Origin of the sequence: Acinetobacter sp. AR_0276 (assembly GCF_003000705.1) — a bacterium.
Taxonomy (GTDB): domain Bacteria; phylum Pseudomonadota; class Gammaproteobacteria; order Pseudomonadales; family Moraxellaceae; genus Acinetobacter; species Acinetobacter nosocomialis.
Genome location: NZ_PSQO01000004.1, coordinates 3,086,025 through 3,108,643, shown reverse-complemented (window position 1 = coordinate 3,108,643; position 22,619 = coordinate 3,086,025). Strand labels below are relative to the sequence as shown.

Below are 22,619 nucleotides of genomic sequence, written 5' to 3'. Positions count from 1 at the left end.
TTCGCTCATCTCAGTTCACCGTAAATCCAATTGTCACATTGTACTGCACAAAATCATTATCTTTACCTGCATCAATCGATTGACCTTGAAAACATTCTAAATGTTCGATTCTGAAATATTCAAAATGGGAAAGTAATTCCACACTTAATACAGTTATTTCCTGGTCCCCAGTATTCGGTCTTGCAAAGCATTGAATCAAGATATTTCCTGTACGGCGAGTACTTGGTGTATCTGCTAGCCCAGCTATGAAACTTGGTCCCCATTTGATTGTTAATCGGCACCATAAGCCTTTCGTTGGCACTATGAAGCCTGGAGCATTTGGATATTGGATTCTGTCTTGAGAAATTCCTGTGAAGCTAATCATACGATCGACTATTGCTTGCCGAGCCTGCTCTAATGTCATTGCCATTTTAGCCACCGTACTTTTGAGTAATATAAGTAAACGTTGTGCTATAGATGCCTAATGGCGCCTGATCGGACCAACCATTCTCTAAGCGCTCAGCATAGGGCTGGTTGTTTTGAATATAGATCAAACTACCAAGTTTAAATTTCACAGCTTGAATCGCTGCATCTTGCACAGCATTTGTAGATGGCTCTCGCACTCCGTAATCGCCAGATCCAACAGAAACAATGTGAGAAGCCCGATAAGCTCCAGTATCCACTGGACTAGAAACAACAAGTGATTGCAGTGTATCCATGGTGATTTTCTTCACATGTTCATCTGCCTGTTTCGCAACTTCAAAACTAAAGCTGGTCGGCTTTACTCCAGTCCACCCCATTGATCATCTCCACTTTAACTTTGCCACGCAATATTCTTGTGCAAAGCCCATCTTTGCGCTTATTAACCTTGTATGGATACTGGAAGCAACAAACCAAACCCTGTTCCTCATTCGCCCAAAGAACATGTTTAATTTCATTGTTATTCACATATATTCTGCGATTGCCTTTACCATCATTCACGCTATGGAACATTTTACTTCTCGCTTTCTTCATACATTTTAAAAAGGTCTTGAGCAATCGATTGAATTGAATAAGCCTCAAATTCTGAACTGGGCTCTTTTTCTCCCATCAACTTCTTAACCTTCTGCCAAACATGAACTGCTTCATGTAAAAGCAATCCGTACACTTCAATTAAATTCCTTTCTGAAGTATCACCAAGTTGAACAACTGCATAAGTACCATCAGAATAGAAATCAACTTGTGCCGCTGCGCCTTCAACAGACAAGAACTTATCAACGTTATTCATGTCCTCGAATAGCAAATCCATATGCAATTGATTTCGAGCTAATGTGTAATGCACATGTTGAAATGGTGAGATGTGCCATAAAGGGACATAATCTGTGCTTATCATAAAGATTCCTATAATTAGGCATAAAAAAACCACCTCGAAAGGTGGTTTGTTAAATTAAATAATATGTTTAAATACCAATTTTAAATTTTGTAGAAATTAAAGAGTAATCATCAATTGGCCCATTTTTTTCTATCCGTTTAAGCAAACTAGTACTAAAGGCTGTTGGATTATTCATCGTATTCAAGGAAAATTTTGGTCTTTTTTCCCAAAATTCATAAGCTCCATCAGACATAATATTTATAACTAAATTTCCTTGCTCATCAATAATATCTTTCATCATATGAAATGAATATTGATATTCTAAATTAATACTCTTTGATAAGGCCGTTACCAGTATATTTTTACCTGGCATTTTTTTTAGCTGACGCTCAGTGTATAGCCCAGCCTCTAATAGCTTCTGATGTTGAGTATGGTCTTTCGTATGACAAGTTAATTTCTGTTCAGATTTTATATAGAGCCGACTATCACCAACATGAATAATATGTACACCGCTTTCTTCAACCACTCCAACTGTTAAAGTTGTCGCTGCCTGAAAATACTCTGGATTAATTAATTCAAGCCCACTTAATTTATTTTTAATTTTTAATAATAAATGTTCTATTTCACTCTCTGTAGGTATTTTTTCTATTTTAGAAATATATTCAATAGCTAACTCTGAAGCCAATTTTGCACCAGGATATGAACCAACACCATCAGCAATAGCAAAAATATATCCGCCATTTAGCTTCAATGGGAGAAGAATAGAGTCTTCATTTGTTTTATTTGAAGATTTAGAGTGCGTGAAAGCAGCTACATTAGTTAGTTCAAGCATTCATCCCCTCCTCATAAATTGGTAAAAATATTTTCAATATTTGATTAACTGACTGGTATCTGTCAGAAGGTACATGTGCTCTACACTTGTTAATAATTGGAGCTAACTTTCGAGCTAACTCATCATCTAAGTAGCACATGTACTCTAAGAATGTACCAATAGCATAGATATCTGATTGATCACTAAAATGCCCAAAAACTGCTTCAGGCGCAAGGAAACCTGGAGTACCCATTCCTTGACCAATAGCAGTCAATGGTGTTGTCTCTGGGCTAGAAACAGTATCTTTAACTAAACCAAAGTCAGCAATTTTATATTTATCACCAACTTTTACCATGTTTGAGGGCTTAATGTCTCTATGTAAAAGTTTTTGTTGATGAATATGAATCATTCCCAAAAGTAAATCTAAAATACATTTTAATCTTTCTTTATTTGGAAATTTACCATTTATTATTAATTTTTCTACATCAATTTCGCCCAGTTCCATTACAAACCAAGGCTCTACGCTCTCTAGATCACAAATATAAATTTGAACAATATTTGGATGACTACATTTAGCTTGTAGATGTCCTTCTCTAACAAACCTCTTTCTAAAAGATTCTATTTCTCTTGCGTTTGACTTCATTGTCTTCATTGCAAATAAGCCGCATAGATGGTCTTTCTGATTATAAAGTTCAACCTTTTGTACAAAACCGAAAGATCCGCCCCCCATATCTTCTATAGGAACAATTTTATAACTACCTCTTACTAACATTTATAATTTCCGCTCTTTACATAAATATAAAATAACGGTTATTGACTAAAACATTCAATAGAATGTGGTAAAAATATGATTAATTTATATATATACTTTTAGCTAATAAAACATTTAATCATTTTTTCTCTACTAAATATTCTGTCCTAATTACTTTTGTTTTTAAGTAGATTTAAATTTATTAGACTTTAAACCTTCCTCAACTGGCATTTCCAAGTTGCGCAAATTGGGTCCTGCTTAATATGCATAATTCGAAAGGTACCCTGCACCGTTATCCATTCATCATCTATCTTTGGCTCTTTGGTAACTTCATTCTGTAGCACAATAGCCTTCTTATCAGTTGCAAGTACGCCCAGTGTCAGAATTTCATATTGGTTATATGAACCAAATAGGACACCACGACCTTCGTAATGTTCAATTACCTTGTCAGAAGTATTAGTTTTAGGGTTCCACTTTGTACTTATAACCCTGTCACAAGAAAATGGATAAATAGCGTCAGTCAAATCTTCATTAAATGCTTCAGTAATATCAGTCTGAATTTCTTCACGTAAGCCCATTATTTATGCCCTATATAGTGGAATGCCAAACCCATTAAAGCTTGCATTTGGATCTTTCAAATCCAGCGAATCAATATAATCAATTGCAATTTGTTCATAGCTAGAAATGGCAACGGAACCGTCCTGGTATTCCTTTTCAGACTCTACCGAATCAGCTTTAACTTTCTTTCGTTTTAGTTGCTGCTCCTTGCCGTTATAAACAACCTTAGCAACAATACCCTTAACAATTTCACAAGCAGCATCTTTAAGAAGTGAATCAATCGGATCTGGAACAAATCCTATTCTTTTTTTCATCCACACATTGGCTAGTTTGACCAGACGAGCTTTATCACTGTCTGGTGCAAAATCGCTGCCCAAAATTGAATTTGCATCATCTACAGTGATAAAGCTCATATCATTAATCCTTCGGCATTAATTTAAGAAGTTCTGCTTTAGTTGCGGATGGTTTATAGCCAATATTTTTACTAGCTAAATACTCTTTTAATTGATCATTAGACCAATTTTCATAATCATTGGTTGTTGTTTCATTTGCTTGAGCCATAACAGAATCACCCGCTTCAATTTCAGCGATTCGAGCTTGCATTGCTGGAACGTTATTTTTAAATGCATCAAATTCAGCTTGGATGCTTACCACTTGTCCTTCAGCTGCCTTGGTCGCATTGCCTGCCTGTACCACAGCAACTTTTAAACGTGAATTTTCAGAAATTAACTCCGAACTATCACCACTAGCTTGTTCTAAGATTTCGATTTTCTGTTTAAGTTGAGTGTTTTCTTCCGTCACTTTAATACACTCAGCTTTTGTTTCATCAATGACCTCTTGCAGCTCTGGGGTAATTCCCACAGCGACATTTACTGTGGCCAAAGTCGTTTTTGCAGGCTCTTCCAATTTGCGAACTTCAACTGGAATATCCAAAGCTTCGTAATCATTTTGGATTTTCGGATAATCACCGAAAATAATTACTTCTTCAGCACTTCGATTCGGATGTTCGTAATAATCAGGATTGGCAATAGTTCCAACCTCTAACGCAGCTGCAGCAGCAATACGTGTATAAATTAGCTTCATGATGCATTTCTCTTAAAAGTAAAAAGAGGGCTTAATAGCCCTCTAATGGTGAGATGTTTACGAGTTAACCAGTTGTTGCGCCAGACAAGTCAAGTAATGTGCCTGCTGTCATTTTGTTGCTAGTAGCATGTTTTTTCCAGTTGGCACTTGAACCAAGTAAAGTAAGGTCAGGGTTTTCGCCTTTTGATGTATCCCAGCTATAACCAAGAATATCTAAGTTGAACGCGCCTTCAGCACGCATACCAATACCTAAGTTTTCTTCATCATTGATGTCATACGCCCGGAAGCCTGGTACTTGTGATTCTGTAACAGTAACAGCTCCCATTTGTAAACCAAATGCATCATCATCACCTACGGCATCTGTAACCAAGACTGGCTTACCTAAGGTACCCGGTAAACCGCCATAGATAACAATTTCAGATTCGCCATAAATCTGCTTAGTGATTGCATCATCAACAATATCGAAGTAGGTATCTGAGTTCATTACCCATAAACTAATACGTCCAAACTTATCGCCAAACTTACGCATACCACGTGTTAATGCTTTACGCCCATCTACAGCAATACTGCCTTTAGCAACCATATCCGGGTTACTAGAAATAGCAGCTTTTAAAGAAGCTAAACTGTACTGTAAACGACCAGCAACCAATGCACCTGCTAAATCATAACCAAGAATCATGGCAAACTCTTCAGGTGTACGTGCACGGCGTTTGAATGCCTCTTCAGTAGAAGCATAAGGACCATATTTATACGGGACTTTTACGCCTACAGATTCACCAGAACCAATTTTCTCTGGAACTACTTTGGCGATTGAATTCACATCACGATGTTTGATGCTACCGCCCACTTTGTAGAATGCTTCTTTGTTGAAATCACCTTCAATGATCTCATTACGATAAACAATTGCACCATTAGAGGCTTGGTTAAATACATTCAAATTGTCTTGCAAACGCTCTAAATAAGCAGTTTGTGCCAATTGGTTGTAGATGATCATGTCTGAGTTAACTGTTGTAGTCATAACGACTTATCTCCAAATTTTTAATGATTAGTTCGGCAGTTTTAGGAAGGCATCATTGCCATGTTCTTTGATGTAGTCAGCTTTCTGAGAAACAGACATTTCACTGCGTTTCATTCCTGCAGGCGCTCCACCTTTGCCCCCACCTTGAAAACCGCCACCAGTTCCTTTACCACCTTTAAGAATTAAGTCTTTATGCTGGTATCCACCAACCAATGACTCTAAAGCTTCATCAACATTTGCAAGTTCACCAGGGCGAACACGTGAATAAATCTTTTCGCCGTTCGGATCATATGCAACCACCTTGCCCTCTTCGATTTTGAAGTGATGACCAAAGGTCGCTTGCACCATATCCACAGGTACTGCAATATTGTCTTGAATGTACTTAGAACGAGCAAAACCACCGCCGATAAGCTCTTTATGCAATGAGGCCTCAAGAGCATCACGTTGCTCAACAATCGGAGCATATTTTTCTTCAACTGCCTTGATAGCTTCAGCTTTCACTTTCTCAACTTCACCGGCATCCACCAGCTTTTTATCGTCGAGATTTTGGATTGTTTGTAATGCCTTTTTAGCTGCCGCTGGGTCTTCAATTCCTTCAAAAGCTTTTAATGCTTTTTCGGCTGCTTCTTTGGCTTCACGATGTGTTTTAGCTTCACCATTTAATCGAGCAATTGTCGCCACAGAGTGTGCAGCATCGTGTGGCATTTCTTTGCCATCATCATGGATATAGATCGGCTTATCTCCGTCTACTTCTGCATAAACTTTACCGTCGATTGTTACTGTTTTAAGTTTCATTGGTCATCCAACCTATATATACAAAATGGGCATCCGCCCGGATTCGCCGTTAGCATCCGCTTTCGGCAGGCAATAAAAAAGCGCCCTTTAGGACGCTTCATTTCTATAAATGATTATTTACTTAAAGCTTGGCGTACAAATGCATCTTTTGCTTCAAGTAGCTTTCTTAATCCTGTGGATTTTTCAGGCCCGTCAGGAAGTTGCTCATCCATTTGCCGAGCTAAATCACCAATTGGCTTACTAACTTGCTGCAAATGTTCAGGTAAATGTTCATATTGGAAATATTGGATAATAGGGCTTGGCATTTTCTTCTCGCAAAAAAAGCACCCGAAGGTGCTATGGTTTAATTAATTTGGTCGGTTTGTTAATTCTTCTAAGCCATCGGCGCAATCTGAATTTACTACGAGTTGAAAGTTTTGAAAGCTGTAATGAACCTTCGCCTTTTAAATCAACTATCATATTCCCAACTCCTTAAACGTTTGTTCATCCAACTTTCGTAGTTGGTCCAATGTATAAAGTCGCCCTTCAGGGTCAAAGAACTTATCAAAATCAAATTTCCCTTCTTTATAGAGCTTATATCGCTTTGGCCCAAGCCACTCTTTTTGGAAAAAGTCATCTGTCTTTTTGAAGAACTCTCTAAAAGTGGTGTTGGCATCCAATTGACCTATTAACTGGCTCCGCTCTTCTTTTGGAATGTCTTTAACTCGACGTTCGTCCATCACAAATGGACGTTCACCGACAAGTTGACCATCTTTTTCGACTGGTACCAAGATACTTCGACAATTAGGATGCAACGGCGGTACCCGCTTTGCCGGATCATTTATTTCCCACACTGAACCATCTAATGAAGCGCAAAGCTTAGAAGTTCGTCCATCTAAAACGCTAACAAATCGGACATATTCAAAGCCAATTTGGTTGAAGCTATTTAGATAGGCTTGATTGGCTACATGGCTCCGTACAGTTCTTACGGTACGTTCAATATCCGTCTTGGTAACGTTTAAAATGCCATCCTCATAATTCAGCCGTTTGGTACCACGAATGCGCTGAACAATTTCTTGGTTAGTTTTGCCTGAATTAATACCATCTCGAATTGCATACTCAACCTTTTGACGGGCACTTTCAGCAATTCTGGATAGAAGATCATCTACAAGAGCGCCACCTGCCAACGGAACTTTTTTAGCGGATAAAAATAGTTTTTCCCCATCAGGCTTATTAATTTTTGCTCCATAGAGCTTAGCTACGTAATTGGCCTCATAAACAGCCAGCGCCGTAGCAGAAACGGCAAAAGCTTCAGGTAATGCTAAATTAACACTGGCAAACCATTGGGCAATCAAATCCCTAATTTCCCTTAAATTTGAAGTTGTATATTTACCACCAGCTAAAGCAACTTTCTCCGACTCATTAAGCTCATCCAATAAATCCCGAAGCTTAGATAGCATCTTGCTCGTATCATCATTGAATAAAGCCAATAACTCATTTACCGTTTTTGATGAAGCACGATAAAGATAGGCCTGGTGCTGAGTGAGTGCTTCAAATAGTTTTTTGATATCTGTTGCCATCTCACTCTACCTTTTGATTTAAAGTCCCATCTTGCTCTGCTTCAACATTCTGAAGCTCTTCTTCATATTTTTGTTTAGGGAACATACCTGTTTGGTTGTATTCCCACCATGATTTAAATGAAGATCGGCCTTGTAGAGCTGCTTCAAATAACTGTCGAGCTAACTCAGCTAAATAACCCTGTTTGTTAAATTCTTGGCTGATTTCGAACATCAAATCATCTTTAGTTAGAACATCCACATTAGGCGTTACAAACTTAGCAGCCCATCGTAATGCTGCTGACAAGGCTTCATTCATATTAACGACACAGAGCGAAAGAACTGAATGCTGAACGGCGTCATCACTATTCGCTTCGGTAGCGGTCTTTTTACTTCCCGAGCCCTTCTCAATTAAACGCGCCCCCATCTCCTTCATTTTTTCCCACTTATCTTTCATCGCTTCCCGGGCAAGAGTATTAGGGTCGGCTTGTACAATTCCTAAACCACCATTTTCAGGTAAAGGCAAAAGTACTTTCGCTCCAATGTAGATGCCACGTTTCTTGGCTTGGTCATACCACTCCCAATTAACACCCTTCGCATAATATTGAGGTTGCCCCATATAAAAAACGGACTCTTGAAAGTCCGCACTGTCTCTGTAATGGGCTAAATTGAGATTAGCCAAAGGAAGTAATGGTGGCTTTTTAATCTCTTCTGAATTATCAATTGCACCTACAAATGTAAAAGGTATATAGGTCCAGAAATTCCCGTTGTAATCTGTTGGAAACTTCTTCTCTCCGCCAACCCAGTTACCCTTTTCACCCTTTGTGTACACCTGAACGGAATAAATATATTCCCCATTTCCCTCTTGCTCTAAACGAAGTACACGATATTGCTCTTGTTCGGTTTTACTAAATCCATCAGCACCGCGCTCAGACTTAAATTCACGTATAACCACTAAGCAAAGCTTTTTCTGGTTATCGATCATTACTGAATCCCAATTCACTACATCAAGGGCATTTAGTAAATGAATCATCGGATAGGCTTTTTGTGCTTTAAATTCCGCTAGATTACGAGCTGGTGGCACATCAGGATAATCAACATATAAAGCGCAACGATAATGCTTCAATAAATGGCGAATTCCATTTTGAGCCAATTGATAAGCACTAATGCCTGCTCCATTCGCATTACGCTCTAAATGAGCAAGCTCGGGAGGAAATTTAAAACTTGGATCTGTTGCAAAAGCTGCTCCAACTAAACTATTTGATGTCGTCCCTGTTACTTCATAAAAGACTGCACGGGTAAGATAAGCCTCATAAGCACTTTTATTTGCAGGTGACTTATCATGTGCATTTGGCATCGGCAAATATTTTTCACCTTTAGCCTTAACTGCATCCTCACCTTCACAAACATCATCAAGTTTTTGCCAGTATGGCAAGTTTTTAACATATTCAGGATGTTGAAAAGTTACATCACTCATCGTGCAAATCCCATATCAGCGAAGAAGGTTTCAAATCCTTCATGTAATTCATTAAACGCATCTGAAGCTGCATCCACTTGGTCGTCATGTGTACCGTTAGGAAAATGACGAAGCTCATCAATAAAGTCCTTATTCCATTCACCTTTGAGCATACGTACATTTCCCACGTTAACTTGGGCCGCAAATGGTTGTGCCCGTGTAAGCTTGTCACCTGAAATTGGCTTAGCTATCACGCTATAACCCGCAAGAAGCTTCACAAATGAACTAGCTTGCGATTTACCAGCTTGACCAGGATCTTGTGGTAGACGCACAGAAACTTTTTTCCCATCTATTTTTGCTGTTTGTTCTAAGCGCTTATTCACATTGTCAGGTCCAAGCTGTCCTTTAGTTACATCGACAATGTAAGTAAAACCATCTGCGCCTAGAGCTTCTCGCACACCTACTGTAAAGTCGCCCTCATTTTCGGTAGCCCCAAAATCCCAAGCCCTAACTTGTTTCAATACATCCGCAGGCAAAGCATCAACAATTTGAATATTGTCGGGCTTAAAAAAACCGCCTGCTGGCGGTGATGGCATTTGTCGGTACTGCCCGGCAAATACATATGGTGCGGCTTGCTCCATTAGCCTCAATTTTTGGATATTGTGTTTTGCTGGCCACAGTGCGGATCCATCTTCCTGAATAGCTGAAAGACATAGATGCTCCCACACTTCACCGTTACCACCAGCTACAGGAATGCCGTCTTTTCTATCACCTAGCAACCATCCAGCTAAATCATCTTCATGAAGTCGCTGCATAATCACAATGATCGGCGTATCTGGCGAGTTAGTACGCGATTCGAGTGTGTTCTGAAACCAATCAATTACCCCTTCTCGAATAGTTTTTGATGAAGCTTCATGTGCTTTGTGCGGGTCATCAATAATAATGCAGCCGCCAAAGCCTTTACGAAGTTTTCCTGCACCAAAACCGGTAATCGTGCCGCCTGTACCAGTCGCATAGCAGACACCACCTTGGGAAGTTCTCCAGAAGTCTTTAGCCTTACTATCATCACGCAATGTAAGCTCGGGAAAGACTTTTCTATACGCCTCTTCTTGCACAAGGGTTCGTATTTGGAAGGCATTATTTGCGGCAAGCATTGCCGAGTAACTGATATGAATAAACTCACAGTCTGGATTCTTACCAAAACACCAAGCCATGAAGTTAATTACAGCAATTTCAGTTTTAGAATATCGTGGTGGAACGTTAATAATTAACCGCTTTATCTCTCCGCGATAAACTTTCATTAAAGCTTCGCAGATTTCTAAGTGGTGCCAATTTTGCATCCATTTATAACCACGGCGCTCCTTAAACATGTACCTTGTGAAGAAATATAAATCTTCTTGCGCCTCGATCCGGATGGCTTTATCCCGAGCCGCATCAGTACTCATCTAAGACTTCCCTCCGCGCTTTTAAGTAATCTTCCATTGGAACTGGAATTTCTGAATTAACTGTTTGGACTGGTCCGCCGTCTTTGCCTGTAATTTCTTGGCGATTAGTAAATTGTCCACCAATATCTTTTGCAGCTTGTTCTAGAATTTTTAGCGCTGTTTTAACGTTTCTAGTTCTATCAAGCTGTCTTTGGTATTGCTTCAGACGGTAGTACTTATTAGCAATAGGAATATCAATTAAGCCTTCATCAAATTTCTCTCTGGTTGATTCAAAAAGCTCAACAAATTTCTTGCTTAAGTTTCTGCCCGAATATTTTGTTGGATCATAGCATTCACATTGGCTACGACTAATATCAACTCCAAACTCTTGCTTGACCTGTTCAACCACTTCTTGAGGGGTATCACGGCATGCAAGAGCTTGAACAATAAATATTTTCACAGGCTCTTTTAGTGCTGCCATAAATTCCCCTTCGTACAGCTACGTACAGCAAACAGGACAAAAAAAAGAGCCAAAAGGCTCAATTGATTACACAATTTCCGCAGCATCTTGAAATATCAAGATTCGAAACAAACGGCGGATTTTTTGCGACTTCAATAAGTCGCTTAACATTTTTGCTTGGTCCATAACGTTTAACTACGCCAATAAACTCTTCAACGTCATGACCTGCAAGATAGTGCTTAGGAAGACCAGAACTATCGCTATAAATGATTTCGCCGTCTTCGTCCTTCATCACACCAATGTGATAAAGCTCATGTTCAAGCAAGTAACAGAACTCTGTATCGTTTGCACGCTCACAGAAAGAAGCGTCGACAGTTATTAAGTAAGTTGGCACAAAGCCGAACCAGTCACGCATCTGTTGCTCTTGTCTAGCTTTACGCCAGCCACCAACATTGAACATGACTTTTTCGCACTGGCCTAACACCATAGCTTGCTTGCTTTTATATGCAGAAGAAGCCCAAGCAAATGCTAGGAACTCTTCATTATCATGAAGCAACTCAGCAATATGGTTATGATCAGGGTTATGAAGTGGTCCACCTATAGTTAAGTAATTAGCCACAACCCATTTCTTTAGGTCTGGAGCCGGTATTAAACGAATTGCTTCCTCTTCTTCGGCCTGGTCAATAAAATCAGTTGGTGGGAATGGTCTGATCTGTTCCATCTTCAATTCTCGCTAATTCGCTTTTAATCCAGTTGATTGCATAACCTGATTCAATTTGGTGAGGCTCAAGACGCTCAAATACATAACCTCGGTCTAGTGCTAGATCATACTTATTAAATGAATTTGCTATCTTTGTGCCACCTCGGCCAACTGCCCACGGACTGCCAGCAATTTCTATAAGAAGATTCAACTTCACAATATAAAAATCGAACCGCCAATTTTTTGTTGATTCAAATTGAAATTTTCTTCTATAACCAATTCGATGCTCTTCTAGTTCTTGAAATAAGGTTTCTTCGGCCTCGAGATATTTTTCTTTAGCTTTAGGCAGTGGTCTGGATTTGGGTTTCGTTTTGAGCTCTTTTTTTTGTGTAAGCCAAAAGTACTCTTTATCATCCATACCTCTAGCCTCTTATAAAAAGCCCTCTGGCTTACTGTTGAGACGAGCAATTAATTTATGTTGCTTTGCTATGGCCAAAAAAAATCGCTCATCTAGGTGAGCGATCTGTTCTGTATTTAAACCTTTTGTATTGCAACTTCCCAAATGGTTTAGCTCTATTTGAAGCTGTCTAATCTCATTCGTAATTTTTTGAAATTCAGTCATACATACTCCAAAAAGAAAAAGCCCCGCCAATAATCGATATTTAGCGAGGCCATTTGCGCCGTAATACGTCCGGCAAACGATAAAACTAGTTTTTAGGTGCTCTAAGGATATTTAGAACTTTCTCAGACATATCATGTAAGTCAGATCCAATTGGCAGCCAGAAATGGAACACCGTATTGTCGCGGTTAAAAACTTGCTTGTAGTACTCAGTTTTAAAAGATGGGTCGATATCTGAAGCTTTAAGCAATCTTCCTTCTTTTTCTATCTTTTGCCCATCCAATTCACCACCAACACAGATATTCATTTTAAGTACCAGATTTTAATTAGACTGGACTATAGCACAAAATAAAAAAGCTCACCGATTGGCGAGCTCTTAAATTCATTCTGGCGATTACTTTACATTTCGCCCATTTTAGAAATCTTTATACTCAAGTGTATACCCAACTGTCAAGCACAAGTTTCTTGAGTATCAGGAAGTTCAAAACGAAATGAACGAGAAATACGCGATCTAATTTCATTTTCCCATTCTGCAACAATAGATTCTCCAAATAACTCAAACTTTTGATAGCTTTTTATGTAAGCAGTCTTAGTGGCAACAATTCCTGCAATTTTCATTTTTTCATTTAATGTATATGGACGCTTGCCAGTTCCATTACATTTTTCGCAAAACTTTGCCCCTTCAGAAAAACCTTTTGAATTAAAAGTTTCGAGTTTTCCTATTCCTTGGCATCCTCCACACATAGCCTTAACAAAAACATGGCCACGTAAAACAACCTCAGCAATTCCTTTTGCAAGATTAGTAAGATCACCTTGGGCATTAGTAGGGGTAAATTTTTTCTTTACCATTTCTTCATGAATCTTTACCGCTAATTTATTTCGCGCACGGAAAAAATCACCGGATTTAATCTCACCACGAACAAACTCGACTTTACCCGGTATATCTTCAATACGGCGCTCGGTTTGAAAATTAAAATCATACTTACTGTAAAAAGTTTCAGTCTGTTTTTGTGCTGGGGTAATTATTGCGATTCGCTCAAAATCAACCTTTTCAATCAAGACAGTGGCCCAAAGCTTTGCAGCTGGTGATAAAAGTGCTAATTCACCTAAAACAACATCTTTAGAAATTTTCTTACCTTCAGCTTTGCCTTGAGCAATAGCAAGGCGAAGTAACTCAATAAAATCAAACTTTTCAACCAACATAATCGCCTTCCTATTTACCCTTAATTAATAGACCTCTTGCGAAAGTCGTTATTGCAAGTTCATCCGATTTACCAGTGCAGCGATTAAGTTAATGCGTAAACCGAATCTTTTCCGTCTATTTCGATAGCGTTCACTTAATATTCTAAATGTTTTCAATTGACTATTAATATGTTCGATCACAACTCGTATTTTTCCAATCATTTTATTGTACTTTTTCTCAACATCAAATAAGGGTAAATTCTTCTTTTTCTTTATTGGCATCAATAATTTAAAGCCATCTTGCTCTAATCCGTAGTACCCTAAATCGGTCATAACATATTTACAATGTTTGAATTTTTTAACCGTTCTTCTTGCCAATTTAATGTCATGCTGACTGCCATTCGATATATCTAGCCCTATGATTTGTTTGCTGTTCGGATGATAGATCACTTGTGCTTTTAGCGTATGTTTCTTCTTTTTACCACTGTAGAACTTACTCTGATTTTTTTTTCGGACGTTCTATTGAACATTCTGTCGCATCAATAATGACCCAGTTAAACTGTTCGTCTGCTGTGGTAATGCTTCGTTTTGGCAGAGTAAACCGTCTTGATTTCATCAATGCATCTTCAACCTTTTTAATGGTTCGATTCACATTACTTTCAGCGATATGGTAATTTGCAGCCAACTCCAATTGAGTGCTGTAATTCCGTAAGTAATTGAGTGTTAATAATAATTGATCCTCTATAGCTAAAGTATGAGGACGCCCAGATTTCTTTTTAAGTGATTCTACTTCTTTTAAAACTTCGATCATTTCACTAAAAACTGGTCGAGGTACACCAACCAAGCGCTGGAATTCAGAATCTGAAAAACGATTTAATTTCTGATATCTCATGAAATTTAGATTGAGGTGGTTTTTACTTTCGCAAGAGGTCTAATAATTCAATTTGCTTTAATGCCATACCGGACTTAACTTGCTCTGTGCTGAACCGTAAAACTGTAAAACCCATCATTGCTGCGGAGTTGTATTTCTCCATATCCCCTATATAGCCTTTGCCCCTTGTATGGCGGCCTCCACTCCAGATCCCGCCTTCAACCTCAATCAAAATTTTTGTACCAGTAATCAGAAAATCAGCTCTCCATTTGCGTTTTGGATGGAACTTATATTCCTGTTCAAAACCGATCTTGCATGCTCTTAAATGCGTTGCCAGAACCATTTCACCCACACTTGGTTGTCTGGCAATTTGCTTTGCTGAACGCCGCTTTTTATTTTTCTTAATAGGAAATAACTTACGGTATTCAGCAATGCTGACTGATGACATCAAGCACCACCTTTCAGCAAATGGTCCAATTGATTAGCAAAGCAGTTATAAACTCGCGCTTTATCCTGATCACCTAAAAGGCTGGATGAATGAGCATCTTGTTTATACTTCTGAGCCAGTTTTTCAATTGACTCACTTAGTTCAACCAGAGTGCTTTGCTTTTTACCGCTGAGTGGTTCAATTGAGCGTGATACGTGGTCAGCCATTTCTTTTTCCATCTGATCGAAGTAACTTTGACGTGCTAAATCTCTCGACTTGATTAGCTCTGGTGAAATAAGCTTTTCCATTTCACGGCGTTGCGCTTCAATCCATCTACTGTCCATTATTTGCGCCCTCCGCATTAAACTTCTTCGCTTGGTCAAGTGCCTTCTCTAATTGAAGTAGCTCGTTGTAATCAGTATTAGATAGCCCACTCCGGTTATATCGGCCTCGTAATTTTTCGTAGCGAGCCTTTGCTGCGTCTATATCAAAAGTTTCTAATGGTTTATTCATGACTGGCCCTCTTTATAACTCTCAAAGAAAAACTTCACTGGTTCAGATTTGATTTCAATCAGCCCAAAACGAAGCAAATGACGAGCATGTGTGCTATCGCGTAGTAGCTGCACATCCCGATAATGAGTCAGCATTTTTCGCCACCCTTCCAGCGGCATAGACGATTTGTTTGTATTGCAAGGAACACATGCAGGGTTCATGTTTTCTAAAGTGTCGTTTTGCGGTCTAGTCATTTCACCCGTAATTAACTTTCCACCACCCACATGAATTAAATCTCGCTTCACTGCTTCGATATGGTCTGCATGCCACTTATCGCCAAGCAACTCACCACAGTAAGCGCAATGTCCACCAAACTTTTGTTTTAGCTCAGCACGTTGCTGTTTAGTTAACTTCATCGGCTATGCTCCACTTTCATACCGTCAAACTCTTGATCAATTACGGCCATACCGCGCACTACAGCTGCTTGTGAAGGAAGCTTCTTAAAATCAATAGTGTTTACTTCATGGCAGTGTTTGCACATAAACTTATTTTTCTTTTCAAGCTTTGCCTGTATTTCACGGACCTCTGCCAGCATTCTGTTATTACGTTGGGTGACTTGATTCAATTGGTCTAAATATTTGGCAATCCATAAAACAGGGTTTAATTTCGTGTTGCAGTCAGTGCATAAAACTTCACTGTCTTCTTCAGAAATTTGGATATGGCCATGATCACATTCACTAATTTCACGCTTGCGTGTGAATTGAATAACCTGCTTGTCTTTATCAACCTGAATAGTTTGCACATCATGAAAATGACTCATTTTTCACCATCCTTAAGCACTGGCTCTACATATTCAGGACGTTTCTCAAGTGAGTCTTTCCAATCACCTCTGAAGGGGTTTTGGCGTTTCGTTAAGTTAAAAAACGCTGAAAGATGAGATTGGTTTCGCCATGCATTACCAACAATATGAGGCTCAACCAACCAACCACATGCCATCCCATCCTCATCTGTTGCCATAAAGTTGACGTGTGCAGGAATTACAGACCAATCATATTTTTGTTCCAAACAATGTTTGATAGCGTCTTCAAGTAAGCGAAATTGTTTTTCTGCTACCCCGTCTAATAGAACAACCCAATCAAGATATTGGTTCATACGGATACTGCGATTACCAATTTTCAACCAGTCGCCATCAACAACAACTTCAGCCTTAATCATCATTTCACCTCATCATGTTCTTTACGCGCCAACCACCACAAAACCACTGCACCGCTAAGAGCAGCTGTAAAAAATGAAATGAGTAAGCCCCAACCTATAATTTCGAATTTATTCATGCTATTTCTCCAAATAGATCCGGCTGCATGTCTTTCTCTTTAACTGCCTTAGCAATACGTTCTTGTGCAATTTCAAAGTACTTTTGCTCTTGCTCAATACCGATAAATGAACGACCTGTATTTACACAAGCAACACCTGTGGTACCGCTTCCCATTGTGTTGTCGAGTACTGTTTCGTCCTCATTTGTGTAGGTGCGAATCAAGTACTCACAGAGAGCTACAGGCTTTTGTGTAGGGTGAAAGTTTGATTTCTGCTTATCTCTACTGATTAGCTGGACTGAACGTGGGTACCGCTCAGTTGAGTCATAAGCTTTTATGTTTACCTGCTTACCGTAATGTTCGGACCAAATATCCTTACGCTTTGCTGTTTTCCGTGGATGCCCAAAGGTCTTAATTGGGTTAAAAGTTGGCTTTGACTTATAAAAAACCAAGATATTTTCATGGGCACGTAGTGGTTGAAAATTAGCATTAAAGAACCCAGTAGCTATAGGCTTTTCCCATATCCACTCATAGCGGAATAGTTTTAGGTTTGATGTTGCAAGTACTGCTGTGAATGGTTGAGCTGCAAATAAAACAATTGCTCCATTCTCTTTAATTACACGTTCGTATTGTTCCCAAAGTGGCTTGAATGGAATAACTGCATCCCAACTGCAGCAAGTCGTTCCATATGGCAAATCACAAAGAATCATATCCACAGTACCTGCTTCAATTTCATTCATGCGTTCAAGACAGTCACCAAGCATCAAAGCTATTTCACTTTTCATGCGTTAGCTCCATCAATTAACCGCTGAATATTTTTAGGAATTGGCATACCTTCACGGCGGCACATCTCTGCATATTCATGTGGATTGTCAAAAGGATCTGGCCCTAATTCTTTTGCAAATTCAGGCTCTTTTTCTTTTGCCTCAAGTTTTTGTACTGGTGCAGTTTTACGGCCATTAATCTTTAATCGTTCCATCAAAGATTTGAGATGCTTTTGCGCTTCGTCATTGCTCACAGGAACGTGTTTAGGTTCTTTGTGTTCTAGTTGTAGCGGTGGGGTGTAAAACTCTTGCTGACGGCCCTTTAACTGCGCTTTCGCCACCATGACATTGTATGTACCAAAGAAATTATCTTGAGCTGCTCGCATTTGGCCGGCTTCGATCAAATACATAACCTCGTCTAAGGCGTACTTAGTGATTTGGGTAATAACCACGGAACGGTCAGTTGTAAACTTACATGCGCGAGACCAAGCTTCTTCTGGAGACATCCAACTTTCACCGATACACCAGGTGCGAAACTCGGCAAATGACGGCATAAAGCGTCCACCTGCTGTAAGTAATCGAGCAAGTGCGTTGTTAAATTGGTTTTGTTGAACGCCAACCAGTGTTTTAAGTGCGATTTGCTCAACCACTGACAGAGGAATTGCACTTTCGCCTGTTGCTGGAAATTGCTTATTGAACTGAGCAGCGTAAACAGTGCGAAGAGAAGCGATTAATTGACGCACTTCGTTCAAGGTAATCTCATGCATGACCTACCTCCTCAATCATTGGAAACTTTTTTGCTGGGGTTACATCCACGATTTGAGATTCGCTCTGTTCTTCAAAAAGATTAGCGAAGTAACCCGACTCTTGTGGTTTTTGACCGGTTGAAGTGATTTGCTCTTGTTTCTTGCGGTTTGCAGCAACTTGTTTCTCGTTGTTTTGAACCCAAGAGAACCACTTAACCAACCAGATGCTTGGTGTATTCAACGAACTTGATTCGTTTGCAAAGTACCAGTCACCGAAATTTTGAATCATGGTTCTCAAGTCGATTTCAGGTACAGAAACAAATCTTTGTTGAGCAAGTGAGATGAAATCGTATTGAAACTCTGAGTATTCAGAAATGAATTCACGCATTGAGTAACGCTTGTGATCATCGATCTGATACTGAGCAAATTGAATTGGGGTTAATTGCGAATTTTCTTCACGCGCATTACTACTACTATCTATATATTGGTTATCGGTTAACGGTTTATGGTTAAGGTTTTTTTGGCTTTCACTTTCAGAACCCAAAATTAACCCACTGGGTTTTTGTGGGTTTTCATAATTAACCGAGTCGCCTTCACTTTGGTTTTCTTTTGGTTTTTCCTTACGTGGACGCCCACCTTTCTTACCATTTTCACGATTTTTATCCCCTACTTTTTGATAAGCGGCGATTTCTGAATCACAACGTTTGTTGTGAAACCCGTCTTCCTCTTCCACAAAAAACTCTTGCAGCACAATTAATACTGCATCCCTTTCTTCTTGGGTATTTGCACGTAACCGACGAAAAACCGACTGGGTTTCTTTGGGTAATGGTTTTTCATTCAAATAATAAAAATCGAGAGCACGGCGATAAAAGCACTCTTCAACTGGGCTAAGGTGCGCTGTAGCAACCATAAAGTCGCTGATATGGTGGAGATATTTATACATCAGTGACTGCTCCTAATTTTACAAGACCGCGCATTTCCAACTGACGAATAATTCTTGGAGGAATAAATTCGTTGTTGATTTTGTAGCGAATACGAGACTTTTCTTTCACCTGAATTAGTTTGTGCCCATCCTCCATGAGACGGCGAACTGCTATAGCCTGCCCCCCCATATGGGTTAATTCTTCAAGTTGATAAAATCTTTCCTGAGCCTCAATTGCGGCATTCATAACTGAAAGTGGCATAGCTGCTAATTCTTTAGCCGAATAGATCTTTACTGGTTGTTCCAGTGGAATTACCACCTCTAGCGGTGTGGTGGAAACGGAAATATCCTGTTTTCTTCTTGCTGCATATCTCACTTTTCACCATCCTTTGGCTTAACATAGCCTCCAAAAGAATCAACCAAATACGCCTTGGTTAAGCTAGTTACAATCTGTTGTGCTAACCACTGCGTTATGCGAAATTGACGAGCCATAGCCTCTGAAAATTCAACTTTGGTTACCGCCGCATTATTTTCGTCATAACCTTTGTTACGTAAATTTTGCTTTTTCACCTCAAATAGGTGCCCAAGCACTCGCAATGCAGGCTCATAAAAAGATTGGATTTCACTTTGCTGACGAGAATCTTTGATTTGCTGTGTAAAGCTGCTCATGACACCTCCGCTAATGCTTGCTCAGCGCTTGTTAGTCGGCGTTTAGCGTTAAGTTCTGCAACTGTTGCTGTGCGGATTTCTTTTGAAGAAACTAGAATCAAATGTTTCTCTGATTTGATGGTCCATAAACTAGTCAAAGTTTTGTTTTTAACTTCAAACAAATCATTTGATTTGAAAGTACGGCACTCTTTAGTAAGCACTACAACGTCACCTATTAAAAAATCTGGTGAGTTGAGTTCGATTGGTTGTTCTGATAAATTGTTTGTGTTCATTTGATCCACCTCAATTGAATGCCTAACCACTCCTGTTCGCGCAGGTAGTGGTTTTTTATTTGAATAAAATCCGCATGTATTCAGGTGAAGTGAATGCATGTGCTAAATAAACTCGCGTTGCTTCTGCAATTTCAGGTGAGCAATACACATCACTTTCTTGCACAACCTTCAAACCAATGGCTGTCAACAAAAAGCTAATAAACTCAATCTCAGTCCATCCATTTGATTTCTTTTCTGTTTTCATCCGTGAAAGGATGCTCGCATCGACATTTATCATTTCTGCTACTTGTCTTTGGTTGCTAGCGTTAAGTGCTTGCAATATGAGAGATTCGTTATTGCTAGCGCTTGCAGGCAATTCATTTAATACTTTGCTCACGGTTAAGGTCCTAAGCGATTAATGATCCAAGGTTTTTGCTTTTTGTCGTCTGGGGACGAAGTTCAATCCAAATATCTTGATAGTTATCAGGGAAAAGCTCTTTTCGCGTTGTTAAACCAAGATCTTCAGCAATAACTGCTAGCCTGATTTTTCTATCAAGGGGAATAGCTTTCCATCCACTAACTGATGACGGAGCAATCCCCAGAAGTCTTGCTACCGCTGTGACACCACCTAGCTTGTCTATAAGTTGTGCGTCATTCATAACGTGCTCCTAATTTTTCTTTAATTATTAGGTATTCCTTATATTAAATCAATAGGAATACCTAATTTTATTTATGTTAGGATTTCCTAACATTGTGAGGATAGTTGTATGAACACTCTTGCTGAACGACTTAGATATGCCATGGAAGTATTGCCACCTAAAAAGATCAAAGGTGTCGAACTTGCTCGTGCAGTCGGAGTAAAACCTCCTTCTGTGAGTGATTGGCTATCTGGTAAATCCAAAAAAATGGAAGGAGAAAATTTATTACGTGCTTCAAAATTTTTGAATGTTAATCCTTCATGGCTAGCATCTGGAACAGGAGAGATTCAAACAAGCACTAAGGATAAATTTAAGCAACTTGATATCGAGGAATTTAAAAAGAAATACAATATTAGTGATAGTGATGAAGCTCTTTTATTTTCAACAATTATCGAAAAACCGTTTATCCCATCATCTAAGCGTTGGGTTCCTGTTAAGGCTTACTCCAAGATGGGCATGGATGGCTATTTCACAGATATGGGTTATGAAGGCAATGCTGGAGATGGGTATGTTCCAACTCACTCAGCAGGACCAAGAGCCTATGGCATTAAAGGCACTGGCGACTCAATGTTTCCAGCAATTCGTAATGGCTGGTATGTTGTATGCGACCCTGATGCAGATCTTGTGCCGAATGAGTTTGTTCAGGTGTGCTTGAAGGATGGAAGATGCACAATTAAAGAATTTGTCGGCATTAATGGTGGGGTTTTAAGTTTGCTTTCTGTGAATGGTGGTGAGCGATTTTTCTTTGAAATGGACGAGGTTGAAAGTATTACCGCTATTACAGATATCGTGCCGCCAAGTCAGCACAGACAAGAACATCCTTATTCGCATTGATTATAGAAAGCTTTACAAATGAAAGGGAATTCAGGGGATGCAAAAAATTGAAATTAATTCCCGTAATATCAGCCACGTTCTTTATCAACACTTCTTATTAACAGTAGTACTTAGGACAGGTGAAAGGTTTATTTACAAGCTTTTGGAGGCAAGTACCTTCAGGGGTTTTGTTGATTCAGCAGACAAAGACAAATTTTATAAAAGCCATATTGAAACGAACAAGAAATTTAAACGAATTCAGCTTCTTGGATAAGTAGCAATAACCTGAACATAGTTGTTTATATAAGCAGTATTACAAAGTGGATGACAAGCAATGATTTCAAAAATACTAATTCTTTTGATTGCACTACTACATGTTTACATTTTGATTTTGGAAATGTTTTTTTGGCAGACACCCAAAGGATTGAAAGCCTTTGGTAATACGCCGGAAAAGGCTCAAATAACTAAACCACTCGCACAAAATATGGGTCTCTATAATGGTTTTTTAGCTGCTGGCCTATTGTGGGCTGCTATTGCTCCGGCCGAACTTCATCAGAGTTTAGCCTATTTTTTTCTTGGCTGTGTTTTGGTTGCTGGTGTGTACGGTTCAATCACAGCAAGTCGAAAAATCATATTCATACAAGCCGTTCCTGCTCTAATAGCAATAATATCGGTAGTTTTGGGTTATTAAAACTGCGAACCCGATGCAGTCTTTTAAAATTTATGGGACTGTATCGGAAATTTAAAATAGTAAGTCACCAGTGACTTAAAGCCGCTATATGCGGCTTGGGTAAGGTTGTTAGTTTGTATAGAAATATATAAATTAAAGTGAAATAAATCATAAGTTTCTATTTTTATAGAATTTCCTTGAAAAATGGAATACAAAAAATAGTTATCTTAAATCAAAATTAATGTTATCTTATGGGTAAGTTAC

40 protein-coding genes are annotated in these 22,619 nt (G+C 39.1%); 3 read left to right on the top strand and 37 right to left on the bottom strand.

The features are described from left to right. Positions 1-10: 10 nt before the first annotated feature. The 37 genes from CSB87_RS15740 to CSB87_RS15560 all read right to left on the bottom strand — a co-directional run bounded on the left by CSB87_RS15740 (position 11) and on the right by CSB87_RS15560 (position 20,833). Complete coding sequence (locus CSB87_RS15740; protein WP_032041501.1) at positions 11-409, bottom strand: hypothetical protein; 399 nt, start codon at positions 407-409, stop codon at positions 11-13. A 1-nt stretch (position 410) separates the two neighbouring features. Further along, on the bottom strand, positions 411-779 hold the full coding sequence (locus CSB87_RS15735) for a hypothetical protein (RefSeq protein ID WP_032041500.1): 369 nt from the start codon (positions 777-779) through the stop codon (positions 411-413). Positions 780-973: 194 nt separating this feature from the next. After that, complete coding sequence (locus CSB87_RS15725; RefSeq protein ID WP_106105097.1) at positions 974-1,351, bottom strand: hypothetical protein; 378 nt, start codon at positions 1,349-1,351, stop codon at positions 974-976. Positions 1,352-1,418: 67 nt separating this feature from the next. Then, positions 1,419-2,162: a PP2C family protein-serine/threonine phosphatase gene (locus tag CSB87_RS15720; RefSeq protein WP_057689712.1), complete on the bottom strand. Its 744-nt coding sequence runs from the start codon at positions 2,160-2,162 to the stop codon at positions 1,419-1,421. Further along, positions 2,155-2,913, bottom strand: a complete 759-nt coding sequence (locus tag CSB87_RS15715) for a serine/threonine-protein kinase (protein ID WP_057689713.1) — start codon at positions 2,911-2,913, stop codon at positions 2,155-2,157. Before CSB87_RS15715 ends, CSB87_RS15720 begins: the two co-directional genes overlap by 8 nt. Positions 2,914-3,101: 188 nt before the next feature. Continuing rightward, positions 3,102-3,470, bottom strand: a complete 369-nt coding sequence (locus CSB87_RS15710; protein ID WP_057689714.1) for a hypothetical protein — start codon at positions 3,468-3,470, stop codon at positions 3,102-3,104. A 3-nt stretch (positions 3,471-3,473) separates the two neighbouring features. Further along, entirely contained in the window at positions 3,474-3,863 is a 390-nt protein-coding gene (locus CSB87_RS15705; RefSeq protein WP_057689715.1) for a hypothetical protein, read from the bottom strand. A gap of 4 nt (positions 3,864-3,867) precedes the next feature. Continuing rightward, positions 3,868-4,533, bottom strand: a complete 666-nt coding sequence (locus CSB87_RS15700; RefSeq protein WP_057689716.1) for an Ish1 domain-containing protein — start codon at positions 4,531-4,533, stop codon at positions 3,868-3,870. 64 nt (positions 4,534-4,597) lie between these two features. Continuing rightward, positions 4,598-5,551, bottom strand: coding sequence for a major capsid protein (locus CSB87_RS15695; RefSeq protein WP_106105096.1), 954 nt, complete (start codon positions 5,549-5,551; stop codon positions 4,598-4,600). 27 nt (positions 5,552-5,578) lie between these two features. Further along, positions 5,579-6,346: a DUF6651 domain-containing protein gene (locus CSB87_RS15690; RefSeq protein WP_023188264.1), complete on the bottom strand. Its 768-nt coding sequence runs from the start codon at positions 6,344-6,346 to the stop codon at positions 5,579-5,581. A gap of 113 nt (positions 6,347-6,459) precedes the next feature. Next, on the bottom strand, positions 6,460-6,651 hold the full coding sequence (locus tag CSB87_RS15685; RefSeq protein WP_001139861.1) for a hypothetical protein: 192 nt from the start codon (positions 6,649-6,651) through the stop codon (positions 6,460-6,462). A gap of 31 nt (positions 6,652-6,682) precedes the next feature. Then, positions 6,683-6,805: a hypothetical protein gene (locus CSB87_RS20165; protein ID WP_001983225.1), complete on the bottom strand. Its 123-nt coding sequence runs from the start codon at positions 6,803-6,805 to the stop codon at positions 6,683-6,685. Further along, entirely contained in the window at positions 6,802-7,905 is a 1,104-nt protein-coding gene (locus CSB87_RS15680; RefSeq protein ID WP_023188263.1) for a minor capsid protein, read from the bottom strand. The genes CSB87_RS20165 and CSB87_RS15680 overlap by 4 nt, the downstream gene beginning before the upstream one ends. A 1-nt stretch (position 7,906) precedes the next feature. After that, a complete protein-coding gene (locus tag CSB87_RS15675) occupies positions 7,907-9,358 on the bottom strand; it encodes a DUF4055 domain-containing protein (RefSeq protein ID WP_023188262.1) in 1,452 nt (483 codons plus the stop codon). Next, positions 9,355-10,782 (bottom strand): phage terminase large subunit, encoded by a 1,428-nt coding sequence (terL, locus tag CSB87_RS15670; protein WP_023188261.1) that lies wholly within the window; start codon positions 10,780-10,782, stop codon positions 9,355-9,357. The genes CSB87_RS15675 and terL overlap by 4 nt, the downstream gene beginning before the upstream one ends. Then, positions 10,772-11,242 carry a DUF2280 domain-containing protein gene (locus CSB87_RS15665; RefSeq protein ID WP_002067420.1) on the bottom strand — a complete coding sequence of 157 codons (471 nt, stop codon included), beginning with the start codon at positions 11,240-11,242 and terminating at the stop codon, positions 10,772-10,774. Before CSB87_RS15665 ends, terL begins: the two co-directional genes overlap by 11 nt. Before the next feature lie 58 nt (positions 11,243-11,300). Further along, positions 11,301-11,942, bottom strand: coding sequence for a putative metallopeptidase (locus CSB87_RS15660; RefSeq protein ID WP_031959502.1), 642 nt, complete (start codon positions 11,940-11,942; stop codon positions 11,301-11,303). After that, a complete protein-coding gene (locus CSB87_RS15655) occupies positions 11,911-12,339 on the bottom strand; it encodes a hypothetical protein (protein WP_031959501.1) in 429 nt (142 codons plus the stop codon). Before CSB87_RS15655 ends, CSB87_RS15660 begins: the two co-directional genes overlap by 32 nt. 12 nt (positions 12,340-12,351) lie before the next feature. Then, positions 12,352-12,543, bottom strand: coding sequence for a hypothetical protein (locus CSB87_RS15650; protein WP_000134363.1), 192 nt, complete (start codon positions 12,541-12,543; stop codon positions 12,352-12,354). 85 nt (positions 12,544-12,628) lie between these two features. Further along, positions 12,629-12,847: a hypothetical protein gene (locus CSB87_RS15645; protein ID WP_001017703.1), complete on the bottom strand. Its 219-nt coding sequence runs from the start codon at positions 12,845-12,847 to the stop codon at positions 12,629-12,631. 143 nt (positions 12,848-12,990) lie between these two features. Next, positions 12,991-13,743 (bottom strand): hypothetical protein, encoded by a 753-nt coding sequence (locus tag CSB87_RS15640; RefSeq protein ID WP_031959500.1) that lies wholly within the window; start codon positions 13,741-13,743, stop codon positions 12,991-12,993. Positions 13,744-13,791: 48 nt separating this feature from the next. Further along, positions 13,792-14,614 (bottom strand): IS5-like element ISAba27 family transposase gene (locus CSB87_RS15635; RefSeq protein WP_076611894.1). Its coding sequence is split into 2 segments (ribosomal slippage): positions 13,792-14,232 and positions 14,234-14,614, totalling 822 coding nucleotides; the frame shifts between segments, so codons are not numbered across the junction. 22 nt (positions 14,615-14,636) lie between these two features. Beyond that, complete coding sequence (locus tag CSB87_RS15630; RefSeq protein ID WP_106105095.1) at positions 14,637-15,041, bottom strand: DUF559 domain-containing protein; 405 nt, start codon at positions 15,039-15,041, stop codon at positions 14,637-14,639. Continuing rightward, a complete protein-coding gene (locus tag CSB87_RS15625) occupies positions 15,041-15,364 on the bottom strand; it encodes a hypothetical protein (protein WP_000378367.1) in 324 nt (107 codons plus the stop codon). Before CSB87_RS15625 ends, CSB87_RS15630 begins: the two co-directional genes overlap by 1 nt. Continuing rightward, positions 15,354-15,533 carry a hypothetical protein gene (locus tag CSB87_RS15620; RefSeq protein WP_019767557.1) on the bottom strand — a complete coding sequence of 60 codons (180 nt, stop codon included), beginning with the start codon at positions 15,531-15,533 and terminating at the stop codon, positions 15,354-15,356. Before CSB87_RS15620 ends, CSB87_RS15625 begins: the two co-directional genes overlap by 11 nt. After that, on the bottom strand, positions 15,530-15,928 hold the full coding sequence (locus CSB87_RS15615; RefSeq protein WP_106105094.1) for an HNH endonuclease: 399 nt from the start codon (positions 15,926-15,928) through the stop codon (positions 15,530-15,532). Before CSB87_RS15615 ends, CSB87_RS15620 begins: the two co-directional genes overlap by 4 nt. Continuing rightward, positions 15,925-16,332, bottom strand: coding sequence for a hypothetical protein (locus CSB87_RS15610; RefSeq protein ID WP_032050715.1), 408 nt, complete (start codon positions 16,330-16,332; stop codon positions 15,925-15,927). The genes CSB87_RS15615 and CSB87_RS15610 overlap by 4 nt, the downstream gene beginning before the upstream one ends. Beyond that, on the bottom strand, positions 16,329-16,730 hold the full coding sequence (locus CSB87_RS15605; protein WP_000972783.1) for a hypothetical protein: 402 nt from the start codon (positions 16,728-16,730) through the stop codon (positions 16,329-16,331). The genes CSB87_RS15610 and CSB87_RS15605 overlap by 4 nt, the downstream gene beginning before the upstream one ends. Next, a complete protein-coding gene (locus CSB87_RS15600; RefSeq protein WP_106105093.1) occupies positions 16,727-16,843 on the bottom strand; it encodes a putative phage replication protein in 117 nt (38 codons plus the stop codon). The genes CSB87_RS15605 and CSB87_RS15600 overlap by 4 nt, the downstream gene beginning before the upstream one ends. Beyond that, entirely contained in the window at positions 16,840-17,607 is a 768-nt protein-coding gene (locus CSB87_RS15595; RefSeq protein ID WP_085080067.1) for a DNA-methyltransferase, read from the bottom strand. Before CSB87_RS15595 ends, CSB87_RS15600 begins: the two co-directional genes overlap by 4 nt. Further along, positions 17,604-18,353, bottom strand: coding sequence for a hypothetical protein (locus tag CSB87_RS15590; protein WP_085080070.1), 750 nt, complete (start codon positions 18,351-18,353; stop codon positions 17,604-17,606). Before CSB87_RS15590 ends, CSB87_RS15595 begins: the two co-directional genes overlap by 4 nt. Then, entirely contained in the window at positions 18,346-19,275 is a 930-nt protein-coding gene (locus CSB87_RS15585) for a YdaU family protein (protein ID WP_103270761.1), read from the bottom strand. The genes CSB87_RS15590 and CSB87_RS15585 overlap by 8 nt, the downstream gene beginning before the upstream one ends. Then, a complete protein-coding gene (locus tag CSB87_RS15580; RefSeq protein ID WP_001267985.1) occupies positions 19,268-19,630 on the bottom strand; it encodes a hypothetical protein in 363 nt (120 codons plus the stop codon). Before CSB87_RS15580 ends, CSB87_RS15585 begins: the two co-directional genes overlap by 8 nt. Continuing rightward, positions 19,627-19,923 carry a hypothetical protein gene (locus CSB87_RS15575; RefSeq protein ID WP_043962959.1) on the bottom strand — a complete coding sequence of 99 codons (297 nt, stop codon included), beginning with the start codon at positions 19,921-19,923 and terminating at the stop codon, positions 19,627-19,629. Before CSB87_RS15575 ends, CSB87_RS15580 begins: the two co-directional genes overlap by 4 nt. Next, positions 19,920-20,195: a hypothetical protein gene (locus tag CSB87_RS15570; RefSeq protein WP_024435837.1), complete on the bottom strand. Its 276-nt coding sequence runs from the start codon at positions 20,193-20,195 to the stop codon at positions 19,920-19,922. The genes CSB87_RS15575 and CSB87_RS15570 overlap by 4 nt, the downstream gene beginning before the upstream one ends. 55 nt (positions 20,196-20,250) lie before the next feature. Next, positions 20,251-20,571, bottom strand: a complete 321-nt coding sequence (locus CSB87_RS15565; RefSeq protein ID WP_000048916.1) for a hypothetical protein — start codon at positions 20,569-20,571, stop codon at positions 20,251-20,253. Between the two features lie 10 nt (positions 20,572-20,581). After that, positions 20,582-20,833 (bottom strand): Cro/CI family transcriptional regulator, encoded by a 252-nt coding sequence (locus CSB87_RS15560; RefSeq protein ID WP_002053093.1) that lies wholly within the window; start codon positions 20,831-20,833, stop codon positions 20,582-20,584. Positions 20,834-20,941: 108 nt separating this feature from the next. On the opposite strand from CSB87_RS15560, the gene CSB87_RS15555 reads away from it, so the two are divergent. Genes CSB87_RS15555 through CSB87_RS15545 form a run of 3 tightly spaced genes read left to right on the top strand, consistent with a single transcriptional unit; the run spans position 20,942 to position 22,376 of the window. Continuing rightward, complete coding sequence (locus CSB87_RS15555; RefSeq protein ID WP_032023420.1) at positions 20,942-21,706, top strand: LexA family transcriptional regulator; 765 nt, start codon at positions 20,942-20,944, stop codon at positions 21,704-21,706. A 37-nt stretch (positions 21,707-21,743) separates the two neighbouring features. After that, positions 21,744-21,959 (top strand): KTSC domain-containing protein, encoded by a 216-nt coding sequence (locus CSB87_RS15550; RefSeq protein ID WP_106105092.1) that lies wholly within the window; start codon positions 21,744-21,746, stop codon positions 21,957-21,959. A 60-nt stretch (positions 21,960-22,019) separates the two neighbouring features. Continuing rightward, on the top strand, positions 22,020-22,376 hold the full coding sequence (locus CSB87_RS15545) for a DUF1304 domain-containing protein (protein WP_106105091.1): 357 nt from the start codon (positions 22,020-22,022) through the stop codon (positions 22,374-22,376). Positions 22,377-22,619: the final 243 nt, after the last annotated feature.

What these genes read in the sequence shown, in the direction of transcription:
- CSB87_RS15740 (WP_032041501.1), bottom strand. Translation starts at nt 409, where the DNA reads ATGGCAATGACATTAGAGCAGGCTCGGCAAGCAATAGTCGATCGTATG.
- CSB87_RS15735 (WP_032041500.1), bottom strand. Translation starts at nt 779, where the DNA reads ATGGGGTGGACTGGAGTAAAGCCGACCAGCTTTAGTTTTGAAGTTGCG.
- CSB87_RS15725 (WP_106105097.1), bottom strand. Translation starts at nt 1,351, where the DNA reads ATGATAAGCACAGATTATGTCCCTTTATGGCACATCTCACCATTTCAA.
- CSB87_RS15720 (WP_057689712.1), bottom strand. Translation starts at nt 2,162, where the DNA reads ATGCTTGAACTAACTAATGTAGCTGCTTTCACGCACTCTAAATCTTCA.
- CSB87_RS15715 (WP_057689713.1), bottom strand. Translation starts at nt 2,913, where the DNA reads ATGTTAGTAAGAGGTAGTTATAAAATTGTTCCTATAGAAGATATGGGG.
- CSB87_RS15710 (WP_057689714.1), bottom strand. Translation starts at nt 3,470, where the DNA reads ATGGGCTTACGTGAAGAAATTCAGACTGATATTACTGAAGCATTTAAT.
- CSB87_RS15705 (WP_057689715.1), bottom strand. Translation starts at nt 3,863, where the DNA reads ATGAGCTTTATCACTGTAGATGATGCAAATTCAATTTTGGGCAGCGAT.
- CSB87_RS15700 (WP_057689716.1), bottom strand. Translation starts at nt 4,533, where the DNA reads ATGAAGCTAATTTATACACGTATTGCTGCTGCAGCTGCGTTAGAGGTT.
- CSB87_RS15695 (WP_106105096.1), bottom strand. Translation starts at nt 5,551, where the DNA reads ATGACTACAACAGTTAACTCAGACATGATCATCTACAACCAATTGGCA.
- CSB87_RS15690 (WP_023188264.1), bottom strand. Translation starts at nt 6,346, where the DNA reads ATGAAACTTAAAACAGTAACAATCGACGGTAAAGTTTATGCAGAAGTA.
- CSB87_RS15685 (WP_001139861.1), bottom strand. Translation starts at nt 6,651, where the DNA reads ATGCCAAGCCCTATTATCCAATATTTCCAATATGAACATTTACCTGAA.
- CSB87_RS20165 (WP_001983225.1), bottom strand. Translation starts at nt 6,805, where the DNA reads ATGATAGTTGATTTAAAAGGCGAAGGTTCATTACAGCTTTCAAAACTT.
- CSB87_RS15680 (WP_023188263.1), bottom strand. Translation starts at nt 7,905, where the DNA reads ATGGCAACAGATATCAAAAAACTATTTGAAGCACTCACTCAGCACCAG.
- CSB87_RS15675 (WP_023188262.1), bottom strand. Translation starts at nt 9,358, where the DNA reads ATGAGTGATGTAACTTTTCAACATCCTGAATATGTTAAAAACTTGCCA.
- terL (WP_023188261.1), bottom strand. Translation starts at nt 10,782, where the DNA reads ATGAGTACTGATGCGGCTCGGGATAAAGCCATCCGGATCGAGGCGCAA.
- CSB87_RS15665 (WP_002067420.1), bottom strand. Translation starts at nt 11,242, where the DNA reads ATGGCAGCACTAAAAGAGCCTGTGAAAATATTTATTGTTCAAGCTCTT.
- CSB87_RS15660 (WP_031959502.1), bottom strand. Translation starts at nt 11,942, where the DNA reads ATGGAACAGATCAGACCATTCCCACCAACTGATTTTATTGACCAGGCC.
- CSB87_RS15655 (WP_031959501.1), bottom strand. Translation starts at nt 12,339, where the DNA reads ATGGATGATAAAGAGTACTTTTGGCTTACACAAAAAAAAGAGCTCAAA.
- CSB87_RS15650 (WP_000134363.1), bottom strand. Translation starts at nt 12,543, where the DNA reads ATGACTGAATTTCAAAAAATTACGAATGAGATTAGACAGCTTCAAATA.
- CSB87_RS15645 (WP_001017703.1), bottom strand. Translation starts at nt 12,847, where the DNA reads ATGAATATCTGTGTTGGTGGTGAATTGGATGGGCAAAAGATAGAAAAA.
- CSB87_RS15640 (WP_031959500.1), bottom strand. Translation starts at nt 13,743, where the DNA reads ATGTTGGTTGAAAAGTTTGATTTTATTGAGTTACTTCGCCTTGCTATT.
- CSB87_RS15630 (WP_106105095.1), bottom strand. Translation starts at nt 15,041, where the DNA reads ATGTCATCAGTCAGCATTGCTGAATACCGTAAGTTATTTCCTATTAAG.
- CSB87_RS15625 (WP_000378367.1), bottom strand. Translation starts at nt 15,364, where the DNA reads ATGGACAGTAGATGGATTGAAGCGCAACGCCGTGAAATGGAAAAGCTT.
- CSB87_RS15620 (WP_019767557.1), bottom strand. Translation starts at nt 15,533, where the DNA reads ATGAATAAACCATTAGAAACTTTTGATATAGACGCAGCAAAGGCTCGC.
- CSB87_RS15615 (WP_106105094.1), bottom strand. Translation starts at nt 15,928, where the DNA reads ATGAAGTTAACTAAACAGCAACGTGCTGAGCTAAAACAAAAGTTTGGT.
- CSB87_RS15610 (WP_032050715.1), bottom strand. Translation starts at nt 16,332, where the DNA reads ATGAGTCATTTTCATGATGTGCAAACTATTCAGGTTGATAAAGACAAG.
- CSB87_RS15605 (WP_000972783.1), bottom strand. Translation starts at nt 16,730, where the DNA reads ATGATGATTAAGGCTGAAGTTGTTGTTGATGGCGACTGGTTGAAAATT.
- CSB87_RS15600 (WP_106105093.1), bottom strand. Translation starts at nt 16,843, where the DNA reads ATGAATAAATTCGAAATTATAGGTTGGGGCTTACTCATTTCATTTTTT.
- CSB87_RS15595 (WP_085080067.1), bottom strand. Translation starts at nt 17,607, where the DNA reads ATGAAAAGTGAAATAGCTTTGATGCTTGGTGACTGTCTTGAACGCATG.
- CSB87_RS15590 (WP_085080070.1), bottom strand. Translation starts at nt 18,353, where the DNA reads ATGCATGAGATTACCTTGAACGAAGTGCGTCAATTAATCGCTTCTCTT.
- CSB87_RS15585 (WP_103270761.1), bottom strand. Translation starts at nt 19,275, where the DNA reads ATGTATAAATATCTCCACCATATCAGCGACTTTATGGTTGCTACAGCG.
- CSB87_RS15575 (WP_043962959.1), bottom strand. Translation starts at nt 19,923, where the DNA reads ATGAGCAGCTTTACACAGCAAATCAAAGATTCTCGTCAGCAAAGTGAA.
- CSB87_RS15570 (WP_024435837.1), bottom strand. Translation starts at nt 20,195, where the DNA reads ATGAACACAAACAATTTATCAGAACAACCAATCGAACTCAACTCACCA.
- CSB87_RS15560 (WP_002053093.1), bottom strand. Translation starts at nt 20,833, where the DNA reads ATGAATGACGCACAACTTATAGACAAGCTAGGTGGTGTCACAGCGGTA.
- CSB87_RS15555 (WP_032023420.1), top strand. Translation starts at nt 20,942, where the DNA reads ATGAACACTCTTGCTGAACGACTTAGATATGCCATGGAAGTATTGCCA.
- CSB87_RS15550 (WP_106105092.1), top strand. Translation starts at nt 21,744, where the DNA reads ATGCAAAAAATTGAAATTAATTCCCGTAATATCAGCCACGTTCTTTAT.
- CSB87_RS15545 (WP_106105091.1), top strand. Translation starts at nt 22,020, where the DNA reads ATGATTTCAAAAATACTAATTCTTTTGATTGCACTACTACATGTTTAC.